Source organism: Stieleria sp. JC731 (assembly GCF_020966635.1).
Classification (GTDB): Bacteria; Planctomycetota; Planctomycetia; order Pirellulales; family Pirellulaceae; genus Stieleria.
This window is the reverse complement of record NZ_JAJKFQ010000001.1, coordinates 1-23,128: the sequence shown is the minus strand read 5'-3', so window position 1 is coordinate 23,128 and position 23,128 is coordinate 1. Positions and strand designations below refer to the sequence as shown.

Annotated in this window: 11 protein-coding genes and 1 tRNA gene; 6 read left to right on the top strand and 6 right to left on the bottom strand. The window is 53.4% G+C overall.

Features of this window, described 5'->3' with window-relative positions; all coding sequences use genetic code 11:
• Nucleotides 1–124: 124 nt before the first annotated feature.
• The gene (locus LOC67_RS00060) at nucleotides 125–2,794 is read right to left on the bottom strand and encodes a PSD1 and planctomycete cytochrome C domain-containing protein (protein ID WP_230260235.1); all 2,670 of its coding nucleotides are present in this window, start codon (nucleotides 2,792–2,794) and stop codon (nucleotides 125–127) included.
• 586 nt (nucleotides 2,795–3,380) lie between these two features.
• Between LOC67_RS00060 and LOC67_RS00055 the strand changes: the two genes are divergently transcribed.
• Nucleotides 3,381–4,583 (top strand): MDR family MFS transporter, encoded by a 1,203-nt coding sequence (locus LOC67_RS00055; protein ID WP_230260234.1) that lies wholly within the window; start codon nucleotides 3,381–3,383, stop codon nucleotides 4,581–4,583.
• Between the two features lie 43 nt (nucleotides 4,584–4,626).
• On the opposite strand, the gene LOC67_RS00050 is transcribed toward LOC67_RS00055, so the two are convergent.
• The 3 genes from LOC67_RS00050 to LOC67_RS00040 form a co-directional block, all read right to left on the bottom strand.
• A complete protein-coding gene (locus LOC67_RS00050; RefSeq protein WP_230260233.1) occupies nucleotides 4,627–9,663 on the bottom strand; it encodes a M56 family metallopeptidase in 5,037 nt (1,678 codons plus the stop codon).
• On the bottom strand, nucleotides 9,660–10,079 hold the full coding sequence (locus LOC67_RS00045; RefSeq protein WP_230260232.1) for a BlaI/MecI/CopY family transcriptional regulator: 420 nt from the start codon (nucleotides 10,077–10,079) through the stop codon (nucleotides 9,660–9,662). Before LOC67_RS00045 ends, LOC67_RS00050 begins: the two co-directional genes overlap by 4 nt.
• A gap of 270 nt (nucleotides 10,080–10,349) precedes the next feature.
• A complete protein-coding gene (locus tag LOC67_RS00040) occupies nucleotides 10,350–11,237 on the bottom strand; it encodes a DMT family transporter (RefSeq protein WP_230260229.1) in 888 nt (295 codons plus the stop codon).
• A gap of 184 nt (nucleotides 11,238–11,421) precedes the next feature.
• Between LOC67_RS00040 and LOC67_RS00035 the strand changes: the two genes are divergently transcribed.
• Nucleotides 11,422–13,626, top strand: a complete 2,205-nt coding sequence (locus tag LOC67_RS00035) for a sulfatase-like hydrolase/transferase (RefSeq protein WP_230260227.1) — start codon at nucleotides 11,422–11,424, stop codon at nucleotides 13,624–13,626.
• A gap of 278 nt (nucleotides 13,627–13,904) precedes the next feature.
• Nucleotides 13,905–13,977, top strand: a tRNA-Asn gene (locus tag LOC67_RS00030).
• On the opposite strand, the gene LOC67_RS00025 is transcribed toward LOC67_RS00030, so the two are convergent.
• Nucleotides 13,939–15,576 carry a recombinase family protein gene (locus tag LOC67_RS00025; RefSeq protein ID WP_230261570.1) on the bottom strand — a complete coding sequence of 546 codons (1,638 nt, stop codon included), beginning with the start codon at nucleotides 15,574–15,576 and terminating at the stop codon, nucleotides 13,939–13,941. The genes LOC67_RS00030 and LOC67_RS00025 overlap by 39 nt on opposite strands.
• A 1-nt stretch (nucleotide 15,577) precedes the next feature.
• Nucleotides 15,578–16,930 (bottom strand): hypothetical protein, encoded by a 1,353-nt coding sequence (locus tag LOC67_RS00020; RefSeq protein ID WP_230260225.1) that lies wholly within the window; start codon nucleotides 16,928–16,930, stop codon nucleotides 15,578–15,580.
• Nucleotides 16,931–17,309: 379 nt separating this feature from the next.
• Between LOC67_RS00020 and LOC67_RS00015 the strand changes: the two genes are divergently transcribed.
• The 3 genes from LOC67_RS00015 to LOC67_RS00005 form a co-directional block, all read left to right on the top strand.
• On the top strand, nucleotides 17,310–18,305 hold the full coding sequence (locus LOC67_RS00015; protein WP_230260224.1) for a hypothetical protein: 996 nt from the start codon (nucleotides 17,310–17,312) through the stop codon (nucleotides 18,303–18,305).
• 569 nt (nucleotides 18,306–18,874) lie between these two features.
• A complete protein-coding gene (locus tag LOC67_RS00010; RefSeq protein WP_230260223.1) occupies nucleotides 18,875–21,142 on the top strand; it encodes a recombinase family protein in 2,268 nt (755 codons plus the stop codon).
• Between the two features lie 711 nt (nucleotides 21,143–21,853).
• A partial coding sequence (locus LOC67_RS00005; protein WP_230260222.1) for a lectin-like protein occupies nucleotides 21,854–23,128 on the top strand: 1,275 nt, incomplete at its 3' end.

Genomic DNA, 23,128 nt, shown 5'->3' with positions numbered 1-23,128 from the left:
GAGTATGTAAGGAATAGGAAAAGCGACGAGGCAGGACAATACATCAGCCAGCTGGCGATCCTCCAAGCCTCTCCCATGAGAGACATTGGCGATCACCAGCCTGAACACCAAGCGGATCTTTTGATCAATTCAAGTAACGGAATTCCGCGGCCGCGAACAAGGCTTGGCAAAACGCTGCCAACGCTTGATCGTCGTCCAAATCGGTACCGCGAAAGTACTCAAACGAAACACGTTTTTCGTCATCGCTGGGCGACCTTCCGTAGGCCAACAAGAACGCCAAACTGACTTGGTCTTTTCGTGACGATGCTTCCTTCGTCAATCGTTCGGCAAAAGATTGACTGAGCCGCAACGTCGTCGGATTGTTCATCATGAACAGAGCCTGATTGGGCGTATTGGATGTCTCTCGCGTTCCACTGATCAAACTGGGATCAGCAAAATCGAACACTTCCAATGATCGCGGAACAAAGTCGCGAACAACCGGCAAATAGACACTGCGGATGTTGGAGTCTGCTTGATCGAGCGATTTATCATCCGCCGGTTGTTGCATCGATCCGCGATCACGCCCGCCCCCCAGTTCACGCAAACGATTGCGAGCCACCAAGCGTTCCCGTGGGCTACCGCCGCGAAGCTGCCGCATCAATTCCGCCGCTTCATCGCGCCGTGACGTCAACGTTGCTTGAAACCTCTGGCGTGCATCGCGTGGGTCTTGCAAACTCTCGCCGCGAACTCGTGTATACCCCGCATCGGCGACGATGCTGCCGACCGGTGCCTCTTGCTGCAATTCTCCAGCGGTTAATAACATCGCATCACGAATCGATTCGGCCCCCAATCGCTTCACGTTTGCACGCCAAAGCAATCGATTGTCAGGATCCTGTTGATGGCTGGTGACATCGAAGCTTGATTTCATTCGATAGGCACGCGACGTCATCATCTGACGAACCATCGCTTTGATCGACCAGTCAGACTTCACAAATTCGATCGCCAAGTGATCCAGCAGTTCCGGATGCGAAGGCGACATTCCCGTTGCGCCAAAGTCTTCTGTTGTCGGCACAATGCCTTGCCCAAACACGTGATGCCAGATTCGATTGACCATCACTCGTGCGGCAAGTGTATTCTGATCGCTTCCGATCCAGCGGGCCAATTCAAGTCGTCCACTGGAACCCGAGGGAATTCTCAGTTGATCTTCGCGAAGCACCGCAGGAATATCACGTGGCACACGATCGGCGGGTTGATCAATCTCTCCACGAACCAGTAGCGGGGCATTTCCAACGGTGCCCTGGTCTTGAACTCCCATGCAATAGCTTCGCGGCTTGCCGTCATCATCCAAAACACTAATTTTGGCACTCAGCTCGGCAAGTTCATTGTTGATCCGCAATCGCATTTGTTGTGCGCTCGCACCAGGACGCCCCGCAACACTTTCGCCGTTTCGCAAATCGACAAGCTGCTGACGTTTCTCTTGAATCTCGTTCTTCAGCGATTCAAATTCATCCTCCGAATAGGCTCTGCCAACCGCTACCTCGTCCTGCACCGGCAACAGCAACAAGCTGCTACGCTGACGCTGCTGGACGCCAATGAAGTTGCCATAATCGGACGGCGGATTACCAAAGTAGGTTTTCGTGCTTCGGAATATCCCCGCCATCGCGTAGTAATCGCTTTGACGGATCGGATCGAATTTATGGTCGTGGCATCGTGCACAAGCGACAGACGTTCCTAGGAAAACTCGTGTCGTCGCATCAATCTGCTCGTCCGCCAAGTCGGCCGCAAACTGCGCCGCACTTTGCTCATTCAAATTCTTTGTGCCGATCGCAAGGAAGCTGGTCGCGATCAGATGGTCGGCCCATTGCTGATCATCTTCGGCGGGCAACAAATCACCCGCGATCTGTTCTTGAACAAACTCGTCATAGGGTTTGTCATTGTTGAAGGATTCGATCACGTAGTCTCGGTAACGCCACGCATGTGGAAACGTCATATTGACTTCACGGCCCGTCGACTCGGCATATCGAGCGACATCCAACCAGTGCCGCCCCCAATGTTCGCCAAACGCTTTCGAATCAAGAAGCCGATCGACAACTCGTTCGACTGCCGCGTCGGCGTCGACTTCATAAGCCGACTCGAACCAACGAACCTGTTCTGGGCTTGGCGGCAGCCCCACCAAATCAAAACATAGACGGCGCAGCAAAGTTGCCGGATCGGCATCCGCCGCTGGCTGTAGGTTCGCCGATGTCAAACCGGCTTCGATGTATCGATCGATCTCCGTTGTCGCCCACGAAGTTGTGTCTTGTGGGGATCGGATCGTCGGAGTCTGGTAGGACCAAAACGTGGCTTTGGCGCGAGCGATCACTTCATCATCAATCGCTGAACTTGGCATCTGCACCGCCTCGCTGACTCGAGGGTCAGGCGCGCCATCCAAGATCCAAGTGCGAAAATCAGCTATCTCCGCATCAGAAAGCTTCCGCTTGGGCGGCATAACAAAATCTTGATGCGTGATCGCGGTGTAAAGCAAACTGCTTTCCAGGTCCCCCGGTACGATCGCTGCGCCACTGTCGCCACCGAGCAACGAAGCCGATTGCGTATCCAGCTTCAGACCACCTTTATTCTGGCCCGACTGATCGCTGTGGCACCCGTAACATTCACGGACCAAAACAGGACGGATCTTTGTTTCAAAAAAGGTAAGCTGTTCCGGAGTGACAGCGGAGTCGGCTGTCGCAGCCATCTCCTGCGCGTGAGCATTGGCAACGTCCAAACTCAGCAGCAACAGACCAAGCGTCCATGAAAAGTGAGAAGAGAAACGCATGCGATCTATCCCTCAATATCTAGGGCAATCGAATTGGAACTGAATTAAAGACAAGGACGCCCCAGACGAGATCCCAAAGTACCCACCACGCAAAGTACCCATCACGCTCCGCCGTGATGCAGCACAAAGTACCCATCACGCTCCGACGTGACGCAGCACAAAGTACCCATCACGCACCGCCGTGATGCAGCACAAAGTACCCACCACGCTCCGACGTGATGCAGCACAAAGTACCCATCACGCTCCGCCGTGATGACCAGCAACAAACCAAAAATCTCACAAGCAAACCGCCAACCAATCGCAACACCCAGAACTCCAGGATCAGCGACACAACCGACGATTCACTAACCAAAGCGCCGCCCCAATTCTGTCATTCCAATCATTCAACAAGAAAAGGAGTGTACAGATTCAAACCCTACCTCAGAATGAAAGTTTCGCTTGCGTCCAAAAACGTTTCGTGGCAGCCATCATTGACTGCATCACGTCAACGGAATCCGTCACATTGAAAACTATTCCGCGAACCCCACTAGCGATTGGTTTGTCCGACTAAAACTCGGATTGAACGACTCAACACAGACAACCAGCCATGCTTGGCGACTACTTTCGATTGCCGCTTCCGGTTCGCATTCTCTGCTTCGGCTCGTTCGTCAACCGAGCCGGATCATTCGCGGTTATTTTCCTGTCGATCTACGCGAGCGAGCAGTTGGGCTTTGGAATTCCCTTCGCCACGCTGTGCATCGGAATGTTAGGTCTAGGTTCGATGGTCGGATCGATCGTCGGCGGATTCCTTTCGGACCACATCGGCCGTAAACCGGTGATGCTACTCGCGCTCTTTGGGGGCGGATTGCTATTGATCCTGTTGGGATCGATCCAGCACAAGCTCCCCTTCGCGTTGTGTGTTTGCGGGTTCGCGCTTGTAAGCGATCTCTATCGACCTGCCGCGTCGGCGTTGATCGCTGACTTTTCTCCGATTGATCGTCGAACACATGCGTTTGCGTTGATGTACATCTCGGTCAATTTGGGCTTTGCGATCGCTCCACCGCTAGGCGGTATCTTGGCGGGCTATAGCTTCAAACTGTTGTTCTGGCTCGATGCGATCACCATGTGTGCTTATGGAGTGATCATTTGGTTTTGGATCGATGAAAAAGCGGCACGTCCAGAATCAACGGATGACGCGAATCCGATCCGGCGCGGCAACCTTCGCGAATCAATCACGGCGATCATCGGCGACACACCGTTTTTGATGTTCTGCCTTTCGACGCTATTGGTCGAACTGGTGTTCGTCCAAGGGTTCGCAACACTGCCGTTGTATATTCGGCAGTCCGGATTTAGCAACGTTCAATTCGGTCTGCTGATGTCGATCAACGGAATCCTCATCGTGTTGCTGCAACTGCCGCTGACACATTGGTTCAACCGCTTTAATGCGATGAACATTGTCACCATCGGTGCGGCATTGATCGCGATCGGTTTTGGGACGACAGGCTTTGGCGGTAGCTTTTTATTGATCGGGATTAGCATCGGCGTCTGGACGCTGGGCGAGATTTTGCAAGCACCGACGAAGCAATCGATCATTGCAAAGCTTGCGCCGGAACATTGCCGAGGTGCTTACATGGGGTTGTTTACAACCTGCTACGCGATCGCCTTAGCCATCGGCGCACCCTTAGGCGGCGAAGTGTTGCAGCGTCTCGGGCCGATGACCTTGTGGCTCGCCAGCGGCAGCCTCTCGGCGATCGCCGTCGTGATCTATCTAGCGATCCACCCGATCGTCACCCGCCGCGTGATGGCGTAGCGGGTGACGGCGGCCTTCGGAGCACATGCTTTCAGTGAAGATACTAGAAGCTGATTAAGCTGCGGCGAAGCACTTTGCTTTCGGATCCCTCAGCAGACTTACCAGATTCAAGATCAACCTCGCTCAGCGTACTGCCGTCTGAGGACAAACGCGACAGTTTATCGTCAGCAATCGCGAGATAGCCATCGCCGGAAGCGGTGATAATCGATTCCGTCAACGGCTCCTTTTCTAGACGCTTGAGCAGTTTACCATCGCTTGAAAAGAATGCCGCAACCGGCTTGGAACCATTTACCGAATCCGGTTTCATCAATGCACCCTTCGCCAAAAGCTGCCCTTGGAAGTTGACAACGGAAGACGGAAAGATGCTACTGAGGTACCCAGAATCCCCAGCCTGATCGCTGGGCCACTTAAGCCTTTCTAATCGGCCATCGGTCGATCGGAATAGGGCAGGCCCAATCGAATTGGATTCTTCTGACTTCACATACAGAACGATCCATAACTGCCCTTTCGAATCGATCGTTGCATCTCCAGCAAAGGTCCACTCGGGAACATTCGCAAGATCTTCCAGCAGATTCCCATTTCGATCGAGACACCGAATGGACTTCCCGAGCAACCAAATCCGATCACCGCTTTGCGATGCGATCACTCCCGTCGCGGCATGGGCATAGCGTTTTAGCTCATAACCCTGATTGCTTAGGACTATCACCACTCCCCGTCTCGCATCACCACTGCAGCACCATAAATTCCCGGTTTGCTGATCGACGGCGACCGCTTTGATTTGCGGAATATTCACCTTGAAAAGTGATTGCCCATCCTGCGAGAAAGCCAACAGCTCGCCACCGTCAACGGCATACAGTCGCCCATGCTGGGAATCGATTGCGATTTGCCCTCGACGTGGAAAGTATTGATCGTGAAGTGGATAGCTGCGGACGATTTCGCCTTCAGCCGAAACCATCTGCACGCGATCCGATGAGACCGGCCCATCAGACCATTTGACAGTCCGCGTCTTTGTTTCGATGAAAGCGACCACCGCTTTCTGAACTCCTCGATAATCAGAGTTATCAAACGCAATTGGTCGAATGCCAAGTAAAGGATGATCCGGAGCAATTGATTCCCTTGACTGAAAACTCTGGCCCTGAAAACTCTGCCCATCGATTAACTCATTAATCGTCGACGTTAACTTCGACAAGTCATCACCGCGATAGACGATCTCACCCTGTGGATTGATCAGAATTCGGGTTGGTGAAGTCCCCACCCCATAACTTGACCTAAGCTGCTTAACGGTATAGCGGTCGCCGATAATTGGCCAAGTTAGTTTCTGCCAGCCTTCTTGAAGCACGGGAGCAGAAAGCTGATTCCTGACTACGAAATCAGTACCAATGCCAATTACATTCAGGCCTAACTTTCGCCACGTATCGACCGACGATTTCAACTCAGGAAATTGAGCGTCATAAACGGCTGACTGGGTCGAAAACCAATCCAGCAACAGCCATTGACCGACAAATCGCTTGGAGTGAATCCGCTCTCCTTGAGGTGTTTGGCCTGCGAAAGGTACAGCCAAATCTCCAACCGTTGCGATCGTCGGCCACTGCAATGGGGCCCGAACAATGACGGGACGCTCGGCCCCAACTGGCACTGAGAACTCCTTTGAAACATCTCCGACTAGCAATCCAGATCCGGAATGTCCCTCAGGTGTTTTTCCAAAGATCCTGAAGTAAACTTTGTAGTGCCCCGGCGGAACTGACGCGATATGACAAAAGCCTGCGTCGTCGGTGGTGACCCCAAAGCTAATTGGTTTCCCATTGACGCCTAATCCAATAAACCGTCCGTTCTCGGCCAAGTTGGCTTCTCGATTGCCAGTTGGATCGGGCGGAAGGTCGATCTGGATGTCGACGGGAACACCGTCAAGGTTGACTTCCAGTTCATTATCGCCAACGGATAACTCCATTCTTTCGTCGCGATATTGCGAAGTTTGACCGGTAAAATTGGAGCCAATTCGAATCTGATAACCCTGCGGTCTTACTCGCGGAAACAACGCAATTCCTTCCTGATCCGTTTTGACGGTGATTGGCAGCGCGTACACAAACTCGTTTCCGAATCGTGTCATGCTTGCAGTGACGTCAACACCGTTCGCCGGTTGGTTGTCTTTCACAACACGAACAGCAAGCTCAGTCCAAGGTGTCAGCTTCAATGCTTCGCTGCCTTTCAGTGCTTCGCTGTGTAACTCTGAAACTTTGAACTGTCCAAATCCGGCCACTGGATCTTCGACAAACAGGACCGACTGCTCAGGAAGCTCACCTGGAATTGCGAAGCTATATTTCCCATCAGAATCAGTTCGCTCTTCCAGCGGATAAAACCATTGGTCACGTCGTTCGAGGGATTGGCCAATCGTTAGTGGGGCCAATAGTGTTGGATCGGTCAGCACCACCTTTGCTCCGCTGACTGGATGACCCTCGTGACCGACGACCTGACCGGTCAAGCGATCTGCCGCCTTCAACTTAATTTCGAGTTCCTGCATCGAATCAAGTTCGTCGAGCGAAATTCTCCAAGGGGTATAGCCCTCTGCGGTAATTTCCAAATCGAGATCCGGATAATCGTAGCCCTGCTTCATCTCGAATTTGCCATCGTTCCCATGAGCGATCGCATCGGTTCCCGGGACGCTTCCACCAAAAGCCCGACGTCTTAGCGTGGCGGTGAATTGCTCAATCGCCTTTTTCGTTGACAACTCCTCAACAAAGCCACTGATTACGGGAGCCTTCTTTAACACAAGCCGAATCGGCTCCGATGTATCGATACTCTGTTGGCAGTGCATGTAGCCATCAGCACCACAGTAGATCGTCGCCGATACTTGACTCGCTCCACGCCATTGCGCGCTCCCTGCTTGGTCGGATTTGCCGCTCCATAATTCATGAGACGGTCTCTCATTGCTTCGAATTCTGATCCATGCGTCTTCAACCGGTTGCCCCATTTGATCGACGACGTCAATTGGAAACGCGTTGCCAGCTTGTAACTGCAACTCGATCGTCTGACTTTCGTCGTGATCGTTCGGTACGACGTAGCGAAGATTTGCATAGCCATCGGCCCTGATGGAGATCGTCAACGGCTTGTCCACTAGCCCTTTCAAAACAATCGTCCCATCGCTGGCCGTCTGAAGCTGCGGCTTTGTGCCAATGTTGCCTGGGAACACTTCAACATTGGCTTTCGCCACCGCATGGCCCAACGGATCCTTGATCGACAGCTTTAGTTGACGTCCATTGTTCAGCACACATTCCATTTCTGTGCCGTAATTTGTCGCAAATGACGCGTTGACAAAATCTGGCTGCTCAACATGAATGCGAGCGTTCTCGCCAACACCATCCATCTTCCATTTTCCATCGTCTGATGTGGTTTGCCTGAAAAGCAGTTGCGCCCTTCCACTGGAATGAAGAACCAACGCATAGACCCGAGCACCGGCGATCGGCTGGCCGTCTTCGTCAACCACTTTGCCCGATACAAACTTGCCAGGAGACAGACGGATCGCTTTTGTTGCAGAGGACTTCGCGTTTCCAGCAACATGCTCCTCGATCGTGCCTGGGACATAACCCGGATGGTACAAACTTCCATTGACCGAAATCTCGCCGTCAAATTCTGGCAACTCGATTTCAACAATACCATTTTGATCCGCGTAGAATGTTCTGGATTCACACCGTTCCGCACAGATGACGACTTCGGCATGCGATTCTGCAAGCGAACGACCGCTACCGGAAGCGATCGCCTGAAGCCGAATTTTTCGAACCGACTGAAAAACACCATCGGAACCTTCCGCATCCGCAGACAGACCGCTTGTTTCCTGGGCGTTCGCACTCGTCAGTACAATCGAAAACGCCCCGAAACCGATGCACAGGACCAGCACCAGCACTCCGATGACTTGAGCACGACGTCCGATCGGTATCGCTTTACATTCACTTGCAATCAAACGCAGTCGGTCAACGATCTCGGGACGCCGTGCCATCTGCAATCCGGTCAAAAACTTTACAGAACGACTACACGAGTCAGTTCGCGTATGCAACATCAATGCGATCTGGGCGAGGGCCGATCGATACGTTTCGCGATTCTGAAGCAGATCGGCCGCAACAAGGTCGCTAACATGTTCACATGCAGTTCGATGTGATCGAACGAGTATCCAAGCCAGGGGATGGAACCACATGAGTGATCGCATCGTCCGTGCGGCTAAGTCCCAAGAAAGGTCTCGTGAAGCGATATGAGAAAGCTCGTGTGAAAGAGCTGCTTCCACCGCGTTCTCTGGCAATTCACTTGGCAACAGAATGATGGGTCGCCGAATTCCAAGAACGCATGGTGAAGCCACTCTGTCACTGCATCGAACCGCGAAATGAGAAACACCAAGCTTTGTAGCAAGCCCTCGCGCAGTCTGTGATGTGGCGACATCGACGTCGAATGATTCGCCGATGAGTCGACATGCCAAATACACACCCATGCATTCTTTGCAGAGCCAGCCGAGAACGCCGATTGCATAGAGCCCCAATAGAACCGTCGAGTACTGGATCGACCCTGATTCGTTGACTGATACCGCCGGAGTCGGCGTGGCTTCCGAGTGCAGGTTTTCCCAGGCTGCACTTCTATGCTGCGACTCGATATTCACAGATGCACCAGCGAGAGCGTCCTGGCGACTCATCTTGCCCGATAAGTCACCATTCAAGTTCGAGATCGCTTCGTTACCCGCGTTCATGAACACGGGAACTGTCGTTGCGCTGCCATTCGATGTGACGGGTAATTCGATCACTGTTGGATCGAAAACGCTCACCTGCATCGACGGTTCCACAATTTTCTGCTGCGCTGTCGCCTGCCTCGCTGTCGCCTCCCGCATAATTGGCAAGGAAATTGTCAGCGTCGCATGGGACGGCAAGCAGCTGATGGCAGCGATACACAGCACAGCGACAAGGCTGGTTCGCCACATCGCAACGCGCAGCCTGGGATTCCAGTGTCGTAACGGAATTTCAACGAGACTGGCGACAAGCAGTGGTACCGTCAACTTTGCAACAATAATGATCCAAAGCAATTGATCTGAATTCCAATCGATCATAACTGCTTCCTCCGTGCCTTTTTGGACCGTTTCTTTGCCGTGCGTTTCGGGGCTGCCTCGTGCTGTCCGTCCAATCCTGCCGCGGCACGGATTTCTGCCAGATCAGCCTCACTTAGCTTTTCGTGCTGAGCTAAGTTCAACATCAATGAACGCAACGAACCATCACCAAAGGCCTCGGCAAGCTGTTTCATCATCCCGCCAAACGCATTTCGCTTTGCGGTGATTGCTTGATAGACAAAGGCCTTGCCTTCGCGTCGACGGGAGACATGTCCCTTTTCAACGAGAATCTTCAGATAGCTTCGTAGCGCTGGATCTTTGATATCTTCCGGATAGAGATCCATTAGTTGTGGCGGCGTTAGCTCACCGTGATCCCACAACAGCGTCATGACCTTTAACTCGCCAGGCGTAAACCGCATCACCGACCTCCCGTGATCCCCAAAGTGCAGAAACCTCTGCACCAATAGTACGGGCCGCAGCGTCAGTCAGCAAGCTCATTGTGCAGAAAATCCTGCACTTATTACTTGGGTCCACATCTCAGCCGATCCGATTTCAATGGTCACCCTACAATCCGCGAAGGTATCGCTCGATTGTCGCCCTACACTCCGTGTAGGTAGCGTTCTTCCCCGACGCTTATTTCGTCGCCCAAGCCGCCTTCGCAAAAAAACAACATGAAAACCAATCGGCCGTCAAGTCAACGGCTGCAGCTTTCGCCTTGCCCTTATCGCAAGCACCGGTTGTGCGACGACGGCGGAAAGAATCATGATCGCGCCGAAGTAAAAATCGGGGCCTAAGAACTGGTGGTCGCCAAAACAAATCGCGCCCAACGTAATGCCATAGATCGGCTCCAAGTTATTGGCAAAGTTGATCGTGAACACGGACAACCGATGCAACAGACCGACGTAGATGTGATACGCCAACAACGTGCCACCAAACACCAAGCCTGCTAAACAGAGCACTTCAACAGGCGACAACAACCAGCGCTCCGATGCCATCCCAAGTCCCAAGACCTCACTGACCGCCAAGGTTACCGCACACACCAGCGCGGCCCCCGCCATCTCGTACATCACCACACACTGCTCGCTGGCACGCTTCGCAAGACTTCCGTTGGCGATCGAAAACAGAGTCGCCAAAACTGCACCGACCAAGCCGACGGCGAGTCCGAAATGGAACTGTGATTCATGTCGGTAGATGGCATAGATGCCAGTCATCACGACGATTCCTAAGATCAAATTGATCCACTGAAACCGACAACTTCGAACCAACAACGGTTCCAAAATGGCTGTCCAAAACGAAACCGTTGCCATCGCGATCATACAGATCGAAACGTTCGCAACCTTGACAGCCATAAAGAAAAAGATCCAGTGGGCCCCCAGCAGGCAACCGTTCAGCACCAACAAGACCGCTGTACTCGGCGCGACCTTGGCATGGCGATGCAGAAAACAAAACAACAGCAGCGCCGCAAGTGTGCTGCGATACAACACCAGCTGAGTGGCACTGAGATCGATCAGGTTTCCGAGGACCGCAGTCGATCCCCACAACAAGATCACGAAGTGTAATTTGATGTAATCCGACATTGCCCCTGAGATGGCAAAAAGAGAAACGGCTTCGTGGTTGCTAGTCCAACTTCGCCAAGCTTGTCAAAACCAATGCAGACGTGGACACCGGTTTTGCAAACGGGTTCATTTCAAACTCGCCGCTAAATCAAAGCGGATATAATGCGTCGGCATTTTGAAGACTGTTATCGCTTTCGTGAATCCGATGTCCCACCTAATTCGCTCAATCTTCTCGATCTGCCTCTGCCCTTTGGCCTGCCTTTTCCTAGCGGCACCGGATCTCTGCGCCGACGAGCCTTCCGAGCAGAGTCAACCAGCCCCCCAAAGCAGTGTTCGCCCCAACATTTTGCTGATCTTTACCGATGACCAGGGCGTCAACGATGTCGGTTGCTACGGTAGCGAAATCAAAACGCCCCACATCGATTCGCTGGCTACCAGTGGCCTCAAGCTCAACCAGTTTTATGCGGCAAGCAGCATTTGTACGCCTTCGCGTTTCGGACTGCTAACGGGACGGTTCGCACACCGCTCCGAAGACCAACTGACCAGCGCCTTAATGTTTCTGGACGACGAAGATGCCGATCGTGGCATTCGCAGTCACGAACAAACTTTCGTGACTGAACTACAGCAATCCGGCTACCAGACCCACCTGGTCGGTAAGTGGCACCTCGGCCATGGTCAGTCAAAGTTCTGGCCGACCGAACACGGTTTTGACACCTTCTTTGGCCATACCGGTGGCTGCGTCGACTTCTTCACATGCCACTACGCGAACCGACCGGATTGGTACCGCGGAAAGACATTGGTGCAAACCGACCAATACGCCACCGATGTGATCACCGACGAAGCCGAGAAACTGATCCAATCCTTTCCGGACCGGTCCTCGACACCGCAGTCATCGAAGCCTTGGTATCTCCACGTTGCCTACAACGCACCACACTTCGGCAAGGCGTGGGAGGATAAAAACCAAAAGCCACTCAACACGATGCAGCCCAAGCCACAGGACCTGCAACGAGTCGCTTCGATTGACGATCCACTACGTCGATCCTTTGCAGCGAAAGTCGTCGGAATGGACGACGGCATCGGACGACTCCTCAAAGCACTCGACGAAACCGATCAAACCGAAGACACCCTCGTGATCTTCATGACCGATCACGGCGGCGACCCAAACTACGGCGGGTCCAACCTGCCGCTGCGTGGCGGTAAAGCCACTTTGTTTGAAGGCGGTCTGCGGGTCCCTTGTTTGATGCGGTATCCGAAACTGATCCAGCCGGCGACAACCAGCAACGAAGTCGCATCGGCGCTGGACCTTTATCCGACCATCGCTGAACTTGCGGGCTTGGGGCCGAAAGACAACCTGGACGGACAATCGATGCTGCCGATCCTCCAAGGTAACAAAGATCAATCACACCGACCGATCGTTTGGGCCACAGGTTCCCACGCGGAACTTGGCCGTAAAGCTTGGCATGCGGTTCGGGATGGAAAATGGAAATGGGTCCAGCCGCCAAACAAAGCCGCGATGTTGTTTGACTTATCGAATGACCCCAACGAAACGAATGATGTCATCGCGCAATTCCCTGACGTCGCCGCGCGTCTTCGCAATCTTTCGGCTGCCCCTGCACAGATTGACGAATCGTTGATGCAAAACTTTCGCCGCATTGATCCTAAACTCTTTGTCGGCGGCTCACCGCGCGGTGAAGAAGCGTTTGCAGCCTTAGCCCAACGAGGTGTTCGCACCATCATCAGCGTCGATGGCTCAACCCCTCAAGTCGAATTAGCCAAGCAACACGGACTGCGTTACATCCACTTGCCGATCGGCTATGACCAAGTCGACGCGACGCGAACATTGGAACTTGCCAAAGCGATCAACGAATCGTCCGGTGGCGTTTACCTTCACTGTCACCATGGCAAGCACCGAGCCCCAGCTGCCGTCGCGGTTGCCTGTGTCGCACTCGGAAAAATGGATCATCAACAGGCTAGCGAGCTACTTAAGCAAGCCGGCACGTCTCCACGCTATGCGGGTCTGTTTCGCAGTGTCGATCAGACCGAGCCACATGACTTGACCGAGATCCAAACTTTGAAAACAGATTTCAAATCATCTGTCGAAGTCACCGAGCTCGCGCAGCAGATGGTCGCGATCGACCGATCTCTGGAGCACTTGCTGGCGAGCCTTAAGGAATCAGGAGACGAGTTCGCCGAAGACAGCATGCTTTTGCACGAGCACTTCGCCGAGGCGTTACGTCTGGAAGAAATTCGCTCGTGGCCGGAGCCGCAGCTGCAGCGGATGAAACGTTCGGCAGCGATTGCCCAGCAGATATCGAAAGCGAGCAAGGAACAACTTCAAAAGGACCCGCTTGGCTTGATCAAATCCCTCCAATCGGAGTGTAAAAACTGCCATGCAGAGATGCGTGATTGAGGCCTGAATTCGTTCATCGATCAGCGTGCTCCGAAGCTGAACGAGCGAGCAGTTGCACCCTTTAGCTAGCAAATCCTGAGGAAGTCTTGAGGGGCGGATAGGAATTGGGATTGGAAGGGGGTGTTTTGACCGTTTCGATCGTTAAAACTGGAGGTTTTTGGCGAACCGCGAGAAAAAAGAAAGGTCTAAACAACAGAGGTTGCAGGAGGAAAGCCGACAAAGTAAACTCCGCGACCCGTTGAGAGAACGAACCACGGTTTGACCTTTCAGCGAAGCAATCCCCTGTAGCTCAGTTGGTAGAGCAGGCGGCTGTTAACCGCCTTGTCGCAGGTTCGAGTCCTGCCGGGGGAGCCTTCCATCCTGGTTACGCAACTTTCCGTTGCGTGCTTTTTCCAGGGACACACGCAGAGGCGTGGGCCTTCGGCCCCACGCCTCTATTTGTATCTCCCCAGCTTTTTCCTTCTTCTTGAAGCTCAGGCTGATCTGCTTGACCAGTAATCGGAGTGCGTACTGCCGCTCGTCAAAGTCGAGCTCCTCCCATAGCCCAGCAAAATCCTCGTAGGCTTCCTGCACCTCTTCGCTGGAAATGTCCTGGTCGCGGCGATCGCGAATCTGCAGGGTCAGTTCGGTGATCCGAGACTTGAGCGACTGCTGATCCTTTTCCAAGGCCGCAAGCCGATCCGTGATCGCACCGATTCCCTGCAGGGCCGGATCGGCAAGTCGGTCGACCAGAGCGAGCGACGCCTTCTCGAGCTTCGTCAGTTCCTTGCTTAGCTTCGTTCGCTCGGCCTCAAGGTGCTTGACGCCCTCTCGGTTCGCCTCTGTGGCGGAGGCGATGACGGCGGCAAGGTGCTTCGGCTTTTTGGCAAGATCACGGATGTATTCGACCACCGCATCGTCGATCAATTGGGCCTTCAGGTCGGCTCCGCAGCAGGCCGCGGCATTCTGTTTGGATTTTGTGGTGCACTTGTAATAGTAGTATCGCTGCGTGCTGCCGTCCTTCATCTTCTTATTGACGAAGCTAGTCGTGTAGGCATTGCCGCAGTAGCCGCAGCGAAGTAGTCCAAGCAGCAGTGTGTCCTGCTGAGATTGATCGCCACGACGCGGTTTCTCCTTCCGGGCGTCCATCAACTTCTGTACTTCGATGAATGTCTTTTCGTCGATGATTCCTTCGTGCTCCCCGTCGAATTCCATCTCGTCAAAGCGAACTTTGCCGATATAAGTGATGTTGCTGAGCATCCGCTGGATATCCGCCCGCGTGAACTTCCGAGGCTTAACTTTCCGCCCGTTGCTATAAGTGACCGCTTTGGTTCGGTAACCGCAATCGTTTGCCCACCGAGACGTTCGGGCAATCGATGCCACTTCGAGATACTTGTCGAAGATGGCGTTCACAAGTTCGGCTTGCTCCTCATTGACAACCAGCTTCTTGTCGACAGCGTCGTAGCCCAGGATCGGATGGCCACCACTCCACCGCCCTTGCTTTGCCTGCTCAGCCATTTTCTCGTACGTTCGCTCGGCGATCATCTCGCGTTCAAACTGAGCGAACAGCATCAGCAGGTCGCGGAAGAATCTCCCCATCGTCGTCGTTGTATCGATCTTCTGTGTGACTGACACCAATGCGCAGTCGCGATCGCCGAGAAGCTCGTTGATACGGCACCAGTCACTCATGCTGCGCGACAGACGGTCCAGCTTGGTCACGTAGATCGCGTCAATCTGATCGAGTTTACCAAGCATCTTGCCGAGTTCTTCGCGGTCAAGGTTTGCCGAACTCGCGACTTCCTTGAATACTTGAAAGACTTCGTATCCATCTTCATCCGCCGCACGGCGCAACCGCTGCTCTTGATCTTCCAAACTGCTGTAGTCGCCACGGTTCTGATCAAAAGTGCTAACGCGGCAATAGATCGCCGCTTGCTTTTTCCTCACTTCTGCTTTTCGCTTCCTTTTCGCCATATCAACTTTCGTCCTCATCTTCCCTCACTAATCGCATAGCAGACTCCAGGTTGGGCCGCACAGTTTGTCTCATTTGCCGATTGAATGTCTCTGTCGAGAGTCCCAACGAATTCGCAGCCGCGGCGCGATCACCATTTGCGTCAAGCAATGCTTGTGCACGTCTGCGATCCCGCGGTTTCAAACGATCGAGAATGCACCGCATCCATTCGAGAGTTTCTTCACCGATGAGATTCGCATCAGGCCTTTCGGTGCGCTCATCAGGTTGCGGATCAATTGACAGTTCGATACTCGGTAAAGGCGTTCGAGTCGCCCTGGATTGGCGAGTCCCCCGTCGCTCATCTGCACGAACTTCACGCCGCAAGTCACGGAGCTCGCCTAGTAGCTGAACATGTCGTCGAAGGACATCTTCTGCCAGCAGCCATTCGGAATCCGAGTTCTCGCGAACGAGTGAGCTGGCAAGCTCATTTAGAAGTTCTGCGTGAAGATCGTCATAGTCATAAAGAAATCCAATGTTGATCTTTCCCAGTGGTTCGCTCGCACCATAGCGAAGATCGAACAATCGTCTCTCCCGTTCAGAAAAGAACTCTTGGTCGCGCGTCAGAGCCTCGCTTCCTGCGTTTCGCAGGACAAACGCAAACGCGATCCTCTCGGTAAGCGTGGAAGCTTGTCGCACAGCGACCGACATCAGTCGCTTGAACAAATCTCGGCGCTGGCGACGGGGTACGGCGATATCAAAATCTTCAAAATAGTTCCCCCAAGCTCTCTGTACCGCCGATCGCATTTCAGAAACATCGATGTTCGATTCTACTTCCTCATCACCAACGATGAGGGTATGGATTTCCAACGCGAACTTGCCAAGCACGGGATCGTCGAAGGTGTCCTCGACGTGCGGTAGCGTTGAAAAAGTGCCCCAGTAAAGGTCATCCTCAGTCTGTTTAGGCAACGCTTGGTCGGACAAAACAAGTCGAAACCGCTCTGCCTGCACCTCGGAGCAGTCCCGAGCGAATTGGGTTCGATTTTCTTGAAACAGGTTATCGCCTCTAAGATCTGACAGATCCCAAGGCTCGACGATCAGATGTCGACGATTGCCGCGATACTCCAGGCACTGCACGAGGAGTCGGGAGAGCGAGAAGTGCAGGCCCTGCTCCGGCGATGATCGGGCAAGTGCATGAAGCACACGGACGGCCATCTGCGTTCCGAGAAGTTCGAGCGGATTAAGAATCCGATATTCCCGGTCAGAGATTTTCTGGTGCAGCACAAAGTCACGCACCCCGGTAGGGAATCGGGTCAAGAAGACCGCAATCTCGTCGTCGGGGATCATCGGAGAATCTTGATCGCTAGATGTTGCAGGCATTTCGATGAATCGGGATTGAACGCGTCAAGTGATCTAAACCAGCATCATTTACAAACACATCACTCAATCGAGGAGCAATCAAATCGAATGATTTTTCAAATTCAAAAATCGACGCTTTGTCGTCGTGCCATGTCTACCCCGTCCATCAGGCAACCCGAGCCAACGGATGGATCGCGATGGGAAAACCTCAAGCAAAGAAGCAGACAAAGAACTCGGTATACGAGACTGGGCTTCAGCCCGTCTGGCGGACGGACTCACGTCCTGACCCATCCGTTCTCACAGAACAACAGCGTCTTCACGAGTTTGGAAAACTGATGTTTCGTGCAGTCGAACGGCGTCGCGCACACGCAGATGGTAGCAATCGCACCCCGGCGCATCAATGACACAACTATTTGGTCGCATCAACCGCCGAAACATTGACCTGCCTCAATGGACGCTTCCGGACTGTCGGATTCCACCTCTGTCGCTATGCCACCGTGAACTCAGCCTCGGGAATTTCTCGATCGAACAGTACTGGGTTTCCAAGCAGGGGCTCTATGGCACTCGAGGGAAATGCTCCAGCTCTCACTTAGCTGTACTAGCAAACTTTCGCTGTCAGGTCTTTCGGCAGGGCTTCGCAGGTCACAGAGAATCTGTGGAAGCTCACTTATTGGCCTCGCTGCTACCGATCAGCCGCTCCAATGGTTCAAACCGTGTGTTTTCAGATGCCTGCCTCCAGCCGAGACGCCGCGATTCAACGGAAAGTGTTGACGATCTAGATCGGATGCTACGAGAGAGCGATGGTGAACGTCTGAGCCTGCATGAGTTTGACCGCCAAAATCGGGGCGCCATCGGATTTCCCGACTACAGTGAGAGCACTTTTCTTCGGTATCGGGAACTGGTGTCCGAGTTGCTCGACGAGTCAGTGTCGCTGTGGATGAACAATGTGGACGCAGCAATTGCGGCGCTCACGATGAATTGGAATGCCTTGAATCAATCATATGGTCGTCGCCGCGGAAACAAAATGGAGAAAGATGTCTTAGACATTTTGTCATTTGAGTCCAGAGCAGCATTTCACCAATGCTATTCGGCACTCTGGGTGGATCTCATCCCACGACTCAGGGACGAACAGGACGACAAATCCATATTTCAGGCGTTTCATTCTCTGTGGCATCTAACGCAGAGACTAGAGACGAAGCCGCATCCGACTCACCTGCTCCACGGACTTGCGTTGGGGCTTCATCCAGCTTTTGGTGCGATGTTGTTGACGCCGACCGGACGACGCAAAGTCGCTGAGCTGATTCAATTTCCACGCGACAAAGCTTCTCTTGAGCGTTTCCTACACGCGGGCTTGGTGTCGCTGCACCATTATGTTTCGCAGCGTCTTTGTCGGTGACAAAGGCTCTTCGGGGATCGCTGTCGGAATACAACCTGGTTACCTTTGAGTTCAATAGGCCGCGATTTCATCGCCAGTGCCGTTTGAAGCCGACTTTGAATCGGCTGCGATGCGTCAGTGCTTCGCTGCAGGGAATCTGGCGCTCAACTGTTACATGAGCGACCGAATCGAATCACGTCGCCGTCTTTAAGGTTGGCCTGACTCGGACGACCATTCCGAGTCCCGAAGAACTTCCTTCGGAATTCATTCTCTCACCCGCGCGCAAATGCCTAGTCGCACCTTGGCGTGTTGCCGGGGTGGCTGACATTGCGTGCATTTCCAAAAGGCACGCCCATTGAGCAGCCAAAGCAATCATGAGGCCAACGCTGTGCCGTTGGCACGTATTCCAGAAATTGCAGAGATGATCGCCGATGGCGAAATCCCACTACCAATCGATTGGCCGAATGGTCGTTTACATCATCTGTTGGATCTGGTTCACGCCGCCCGACGACGCAGATTGGTCAGCTTCATCGCCCGCACGATCGCGAGCGACATTCGTCGCCAAGAGAGGCGAACGGAGAATCAATCAAATGTTACGGAAGAAATTTGACTACTCCAAATCACGCAACGTCGTGGTTTACCTTCGGATGAGCTCCGAAAACCAATCGAAGACCAGCCCGGAGCAGCAGCTCCGCGCGATTAATCAACGGATCGCAGCCAGGGGGCTTCCATGGAAGATTGCCAAGGTGTACCGCGACGATGCCGTCAGCGGTAAAACGACGCTCCAGCGACCTGGTTTTCAGCAGATGATTCGCGACATTAAGACGGGAGCAGTCGCTACCGAAGTGATCTTGGTCGATACCGTAGAACGGTTTGGCCGAATGGAAGACTTGGATAATTACCGTCGCCAACTTCGTGTTCGTCATGGTGTGTACGTGTTGACCGCGGACAGGGACTTCGCCGACCCTGACGCACCGGGGGCACGGTGTATTGAAGCGATCGAGAATCTCCGCGCGTCCGAAGACAGCCGCATTAAGGCAAATGATGTCGTTCGGGGCAAGATTCAATCAATCGAGGACGGTTACTGGCCTGGATCGCCCGTTCCGTTCGGATACAAACTCGAAGTTGCCGCGACTGAAAAACGTCGCAACCGAGATGTCGTACACCACAAATTGGTACTCGACCCGGAAACCGCACCCGTCGTAGTTGCCATGTTTCAGGCGTCCGCCGAGCACCCTTCTTGGGGCCAGCAACGACTTGCGAACTTCCTGAATAAGCAAGATGAGATTCCCGAACGTTTCAAACCGTTTCACGCGGATACGGTCGGATGCCGTTTGAAAAACGATATCTATCGGGGAACTCTTGTCTGGAGTGAGAACTCAACTGGATTGATCGACGAACGTCGCGTCATCGAGAAGAACGATGAGGAGTTCGTGATCCGCAAGGAAGGGTTCTGTGAGCCGATCGTCGACGCCGAAACTTTTGAGAAGGTTGATGCCGGCATCATCGCTCGAGCACGTCCTCGCCAAGACGGCGGTTCCAACGGCCAATCACGTGGCGTCAATTACCGGTACCCACTCACGGGTTTGGTTCGGTGTGGCCACTGCGGTGCGTCGATGGTACCGAATTCCACATCGCCTTACATCACCAAGTCTGGTGAAGAAAAAGTCTATTGTTCCTACGCATGTCCAAATCAACGCAATGGGATTTGCGAGAACGATTGTCGCGTCAAAGAAACGTGGCTTCGCGAGGTTATCATCGGCAAGCTTATCGAGCGACTGTTTCCGGATCAAGATGGAGTTGAGTCGTTGGTCGCGGAGGTGCAGGATTTGGTCGAGCAGCAGCGTTTGGCCGATCAGTCCCAACGTCAAGGAGTAATTCCTCAACTTGAAGCGGAGTTGTCTGAGCTCCAGAGTCGTGTCGGCGGTTGGTCCGTGACGCTCGCAAAACCGGATCTTCCATCACAGTTGAGGAGCACGATCGAGACACAGGCCGCGCAGACACTGAATCGAATCATGGAGATCGAGAATAGCCTGGAAAGCCAAGCGTGCGAATCGTCCGTATTCAACAATCTGGTTCGGCCCAGTGAGATTCGGGATCGTTTGAATCGGCTTGCGGAGGTACTCGATGACCAATGTGCGACATCGATCAACCTGGAGTTGTCGATGCATATCGACCGGATCGATTGTTTCAAGGAGGGTCGCGTAGTCAGTCGCACCTGCAAGATTGGCTCGGTGCCGAATGCCGTGGCCTGGTTCTCGGAGACGAGCGAAATCGTGAGCAGCGCTGACGATGAACCGAATAACGGATACCAGACCAAACCAAGGCGTCGTGCATGGATGCGAATCCATGATGAATCGTTTTCAAACGAACGTCTGCGCGATCAAATCAACATGGCCACCGATCCGCACCGTTTCGCCATGCTTCCAAACGACTGGTTTTGGATCGATGTATTCCAGATCCCCGAGCGGTCATGTTGGACTAAAGACAACCGGGATGCTGTCCGTCGGCGGTATCAGGAAGTTCAGTCTGCGACCGGCCGGAAGCCGTCAGCCAACGCGTTGGCAAGGGAATTTGGCGTGTCGCGCCCGACGATCCTCGCCGCGTTGGACCATGCTCAGCGCGATGACACGGTTGTGCCCCAGCATCGTCGTCAGCCAACGATCAAGGTTAAGGGGAATCCCAACGTCGAGGCTGAAATTGCTCGGCTTCACGATTCCGGAATGTCGAACAAGGAAATTGGCAGTGTTGTTGGGATCGGTCGCAGTACCGTCACCAAGGCGCTCGATCGCCTGTACGAGGATCGCGGTGTACCACGGCCAGACGGTCGTGCCACACGTTACAAGCAACGGGTCTGACACTCCGAATCGGTGGAAGTAGCTCCACGCATGCCGGGCCGGAATGGCCTGGCATGCGTTTTTTTTAGCTATCGCGAATCCGATGCGGACCGCGTGATCCAATGCGTTGACGTTGAGCGTTTGCCAAGCGGCGTCCACAGAAAAGTTCTGATGATCAGAAGGGGTAAGTCAACCGACAGCAGTGACTTTGCTGCTTTGCCAACGGGTGCCGATGGGACGCTGAGACGGTCAATCCAAGCTGGGTCTCCCCACCGCAATGATTTGCGGAGAGTGCCCGATCTTTTATGAGTTTCTCAAGACAAGCCGATTCTGCGATGAGATTCGCGTCACTTTCAACCAGCTTACATCGGTTTGATTCTGAGAGTCCGTTTGAGGTGGCCTGGATTTCGTGCTCCAAGGTCTAGGAAATTCGCGACTTGCTTTTCGCTGGTTATTTCTCTGACACCGATGTGCGCCAAATATACGTTTTCGCCTTAACAATGCCATATGGTGGCTGGAGAGAACCTTAGGCTCTTTCGAGACCACTTCGCAAGGAATCGGAACTGCGCTTCAATGCACACTCTCTCTGCCCCCTGCTGTACCCCGCCTTGAGAGGGATTACAATCTGCACTCGAACTTACCCGGAAAATAGACTTTAGCGGATTGGGTCACGTGATGGGGCGGAAGAGAAATCTTGACAGGAATCGGCGTCGGTCAGTTCTACGAACGGAATTGCTTGAACCGCGTCAGTTGTTGGCGGCAGACTCAGTCACGACGGCGTTCGACAACGGCGTTGTCAACGAGTTGAATCCGACGGCGGAAATCGCTGTCAATCTAGATGCTGGACAGCGAATCGCTATTGCTGCGACCAGCGATGAGTTTGATCCCCAATTGCGGTTTCTCAACTCGGCTGGTGGTCAACTTCGTAGCGATCAGGACAGCGGCCCAGGCCAGGACGCGCTGATAAGCCACTACGTCGTTCAATCATCCGGACAATATCTCGTCGAGGTATCAGCTGAATCCGGAACAGGAAATTTTGATTTGCGAATTGATGTCGTCAGTGATATTGATTTGGAGTCGGATGAGAACAACGCAAACGACTCGATTGGTGGTGCCGACCCAATACGCTTCTCAACAGCTGGCACAACACAAACTGCTGAAGTGGCTGGGACACTTTCGGCGTTTGACACGGACTTGTTCCAACTCGGTTTTTTGAATGCTGGCGAACTAGTTTCCCTGGATGCGAATTCTTTTTCGCCAATTGCCTCGACGCTTCAGCCGTTCGTTGATGTTGTCAGTTCAGATGGACAAGTGGTCTTCGACTCCGACTCTTCAGATGGTGTTTTCAGCGGCGAAGTCCCGACAACCGGCGAATTTTATGCTCGCGTATCTACGAAGGTTGCGGCGATCGACGGGAGCCGGTTCGTGTTGAGTGACGCTACCGCATCTTGGAGTGAACTCCGGAACAGTGCGATTGCTACCGGACAAGATTTGGCTTCGATCACATCGGCGCAGCAAAACGAATTGCTGTATGAAACTTTTGGGATTGGAGTGTGGATTGGACTCACTGACGAAACAACGGAGGGAACCTTTGTCTGGAGCGACGGCACTCCGCTAAGTTTCACCAAATGGAATGGTGGGACGCCCAGCGGTGGCGACTATACCTACATCACCTCGAACGGCGAATGGCGTAATGACAACAATGGAAACCGTTTCGGAATCATCGAGTCCGTAATTGAAGCAACAGATAGGACTTTCGCAGGTAGAGGTTTCCGTTCGCAATACAACCTGAAAGTTGGTGTAACCGACGGTGTCGCTCCCATCGTAGAACACGTTTCAAGTCTCCCGAACAACGGCGGCACATTGACCGATGTGCTCAGCACGTTCACGGTGAATTTCAGCGAGGACATCGATCAGTCGACTTTGGTCGATGCCAACTTCGAGCTTCGCGGTGCAGGTCCCGATGGGACGTTCGGCAACGCAGACGACATCGTTTACGGACTGAGC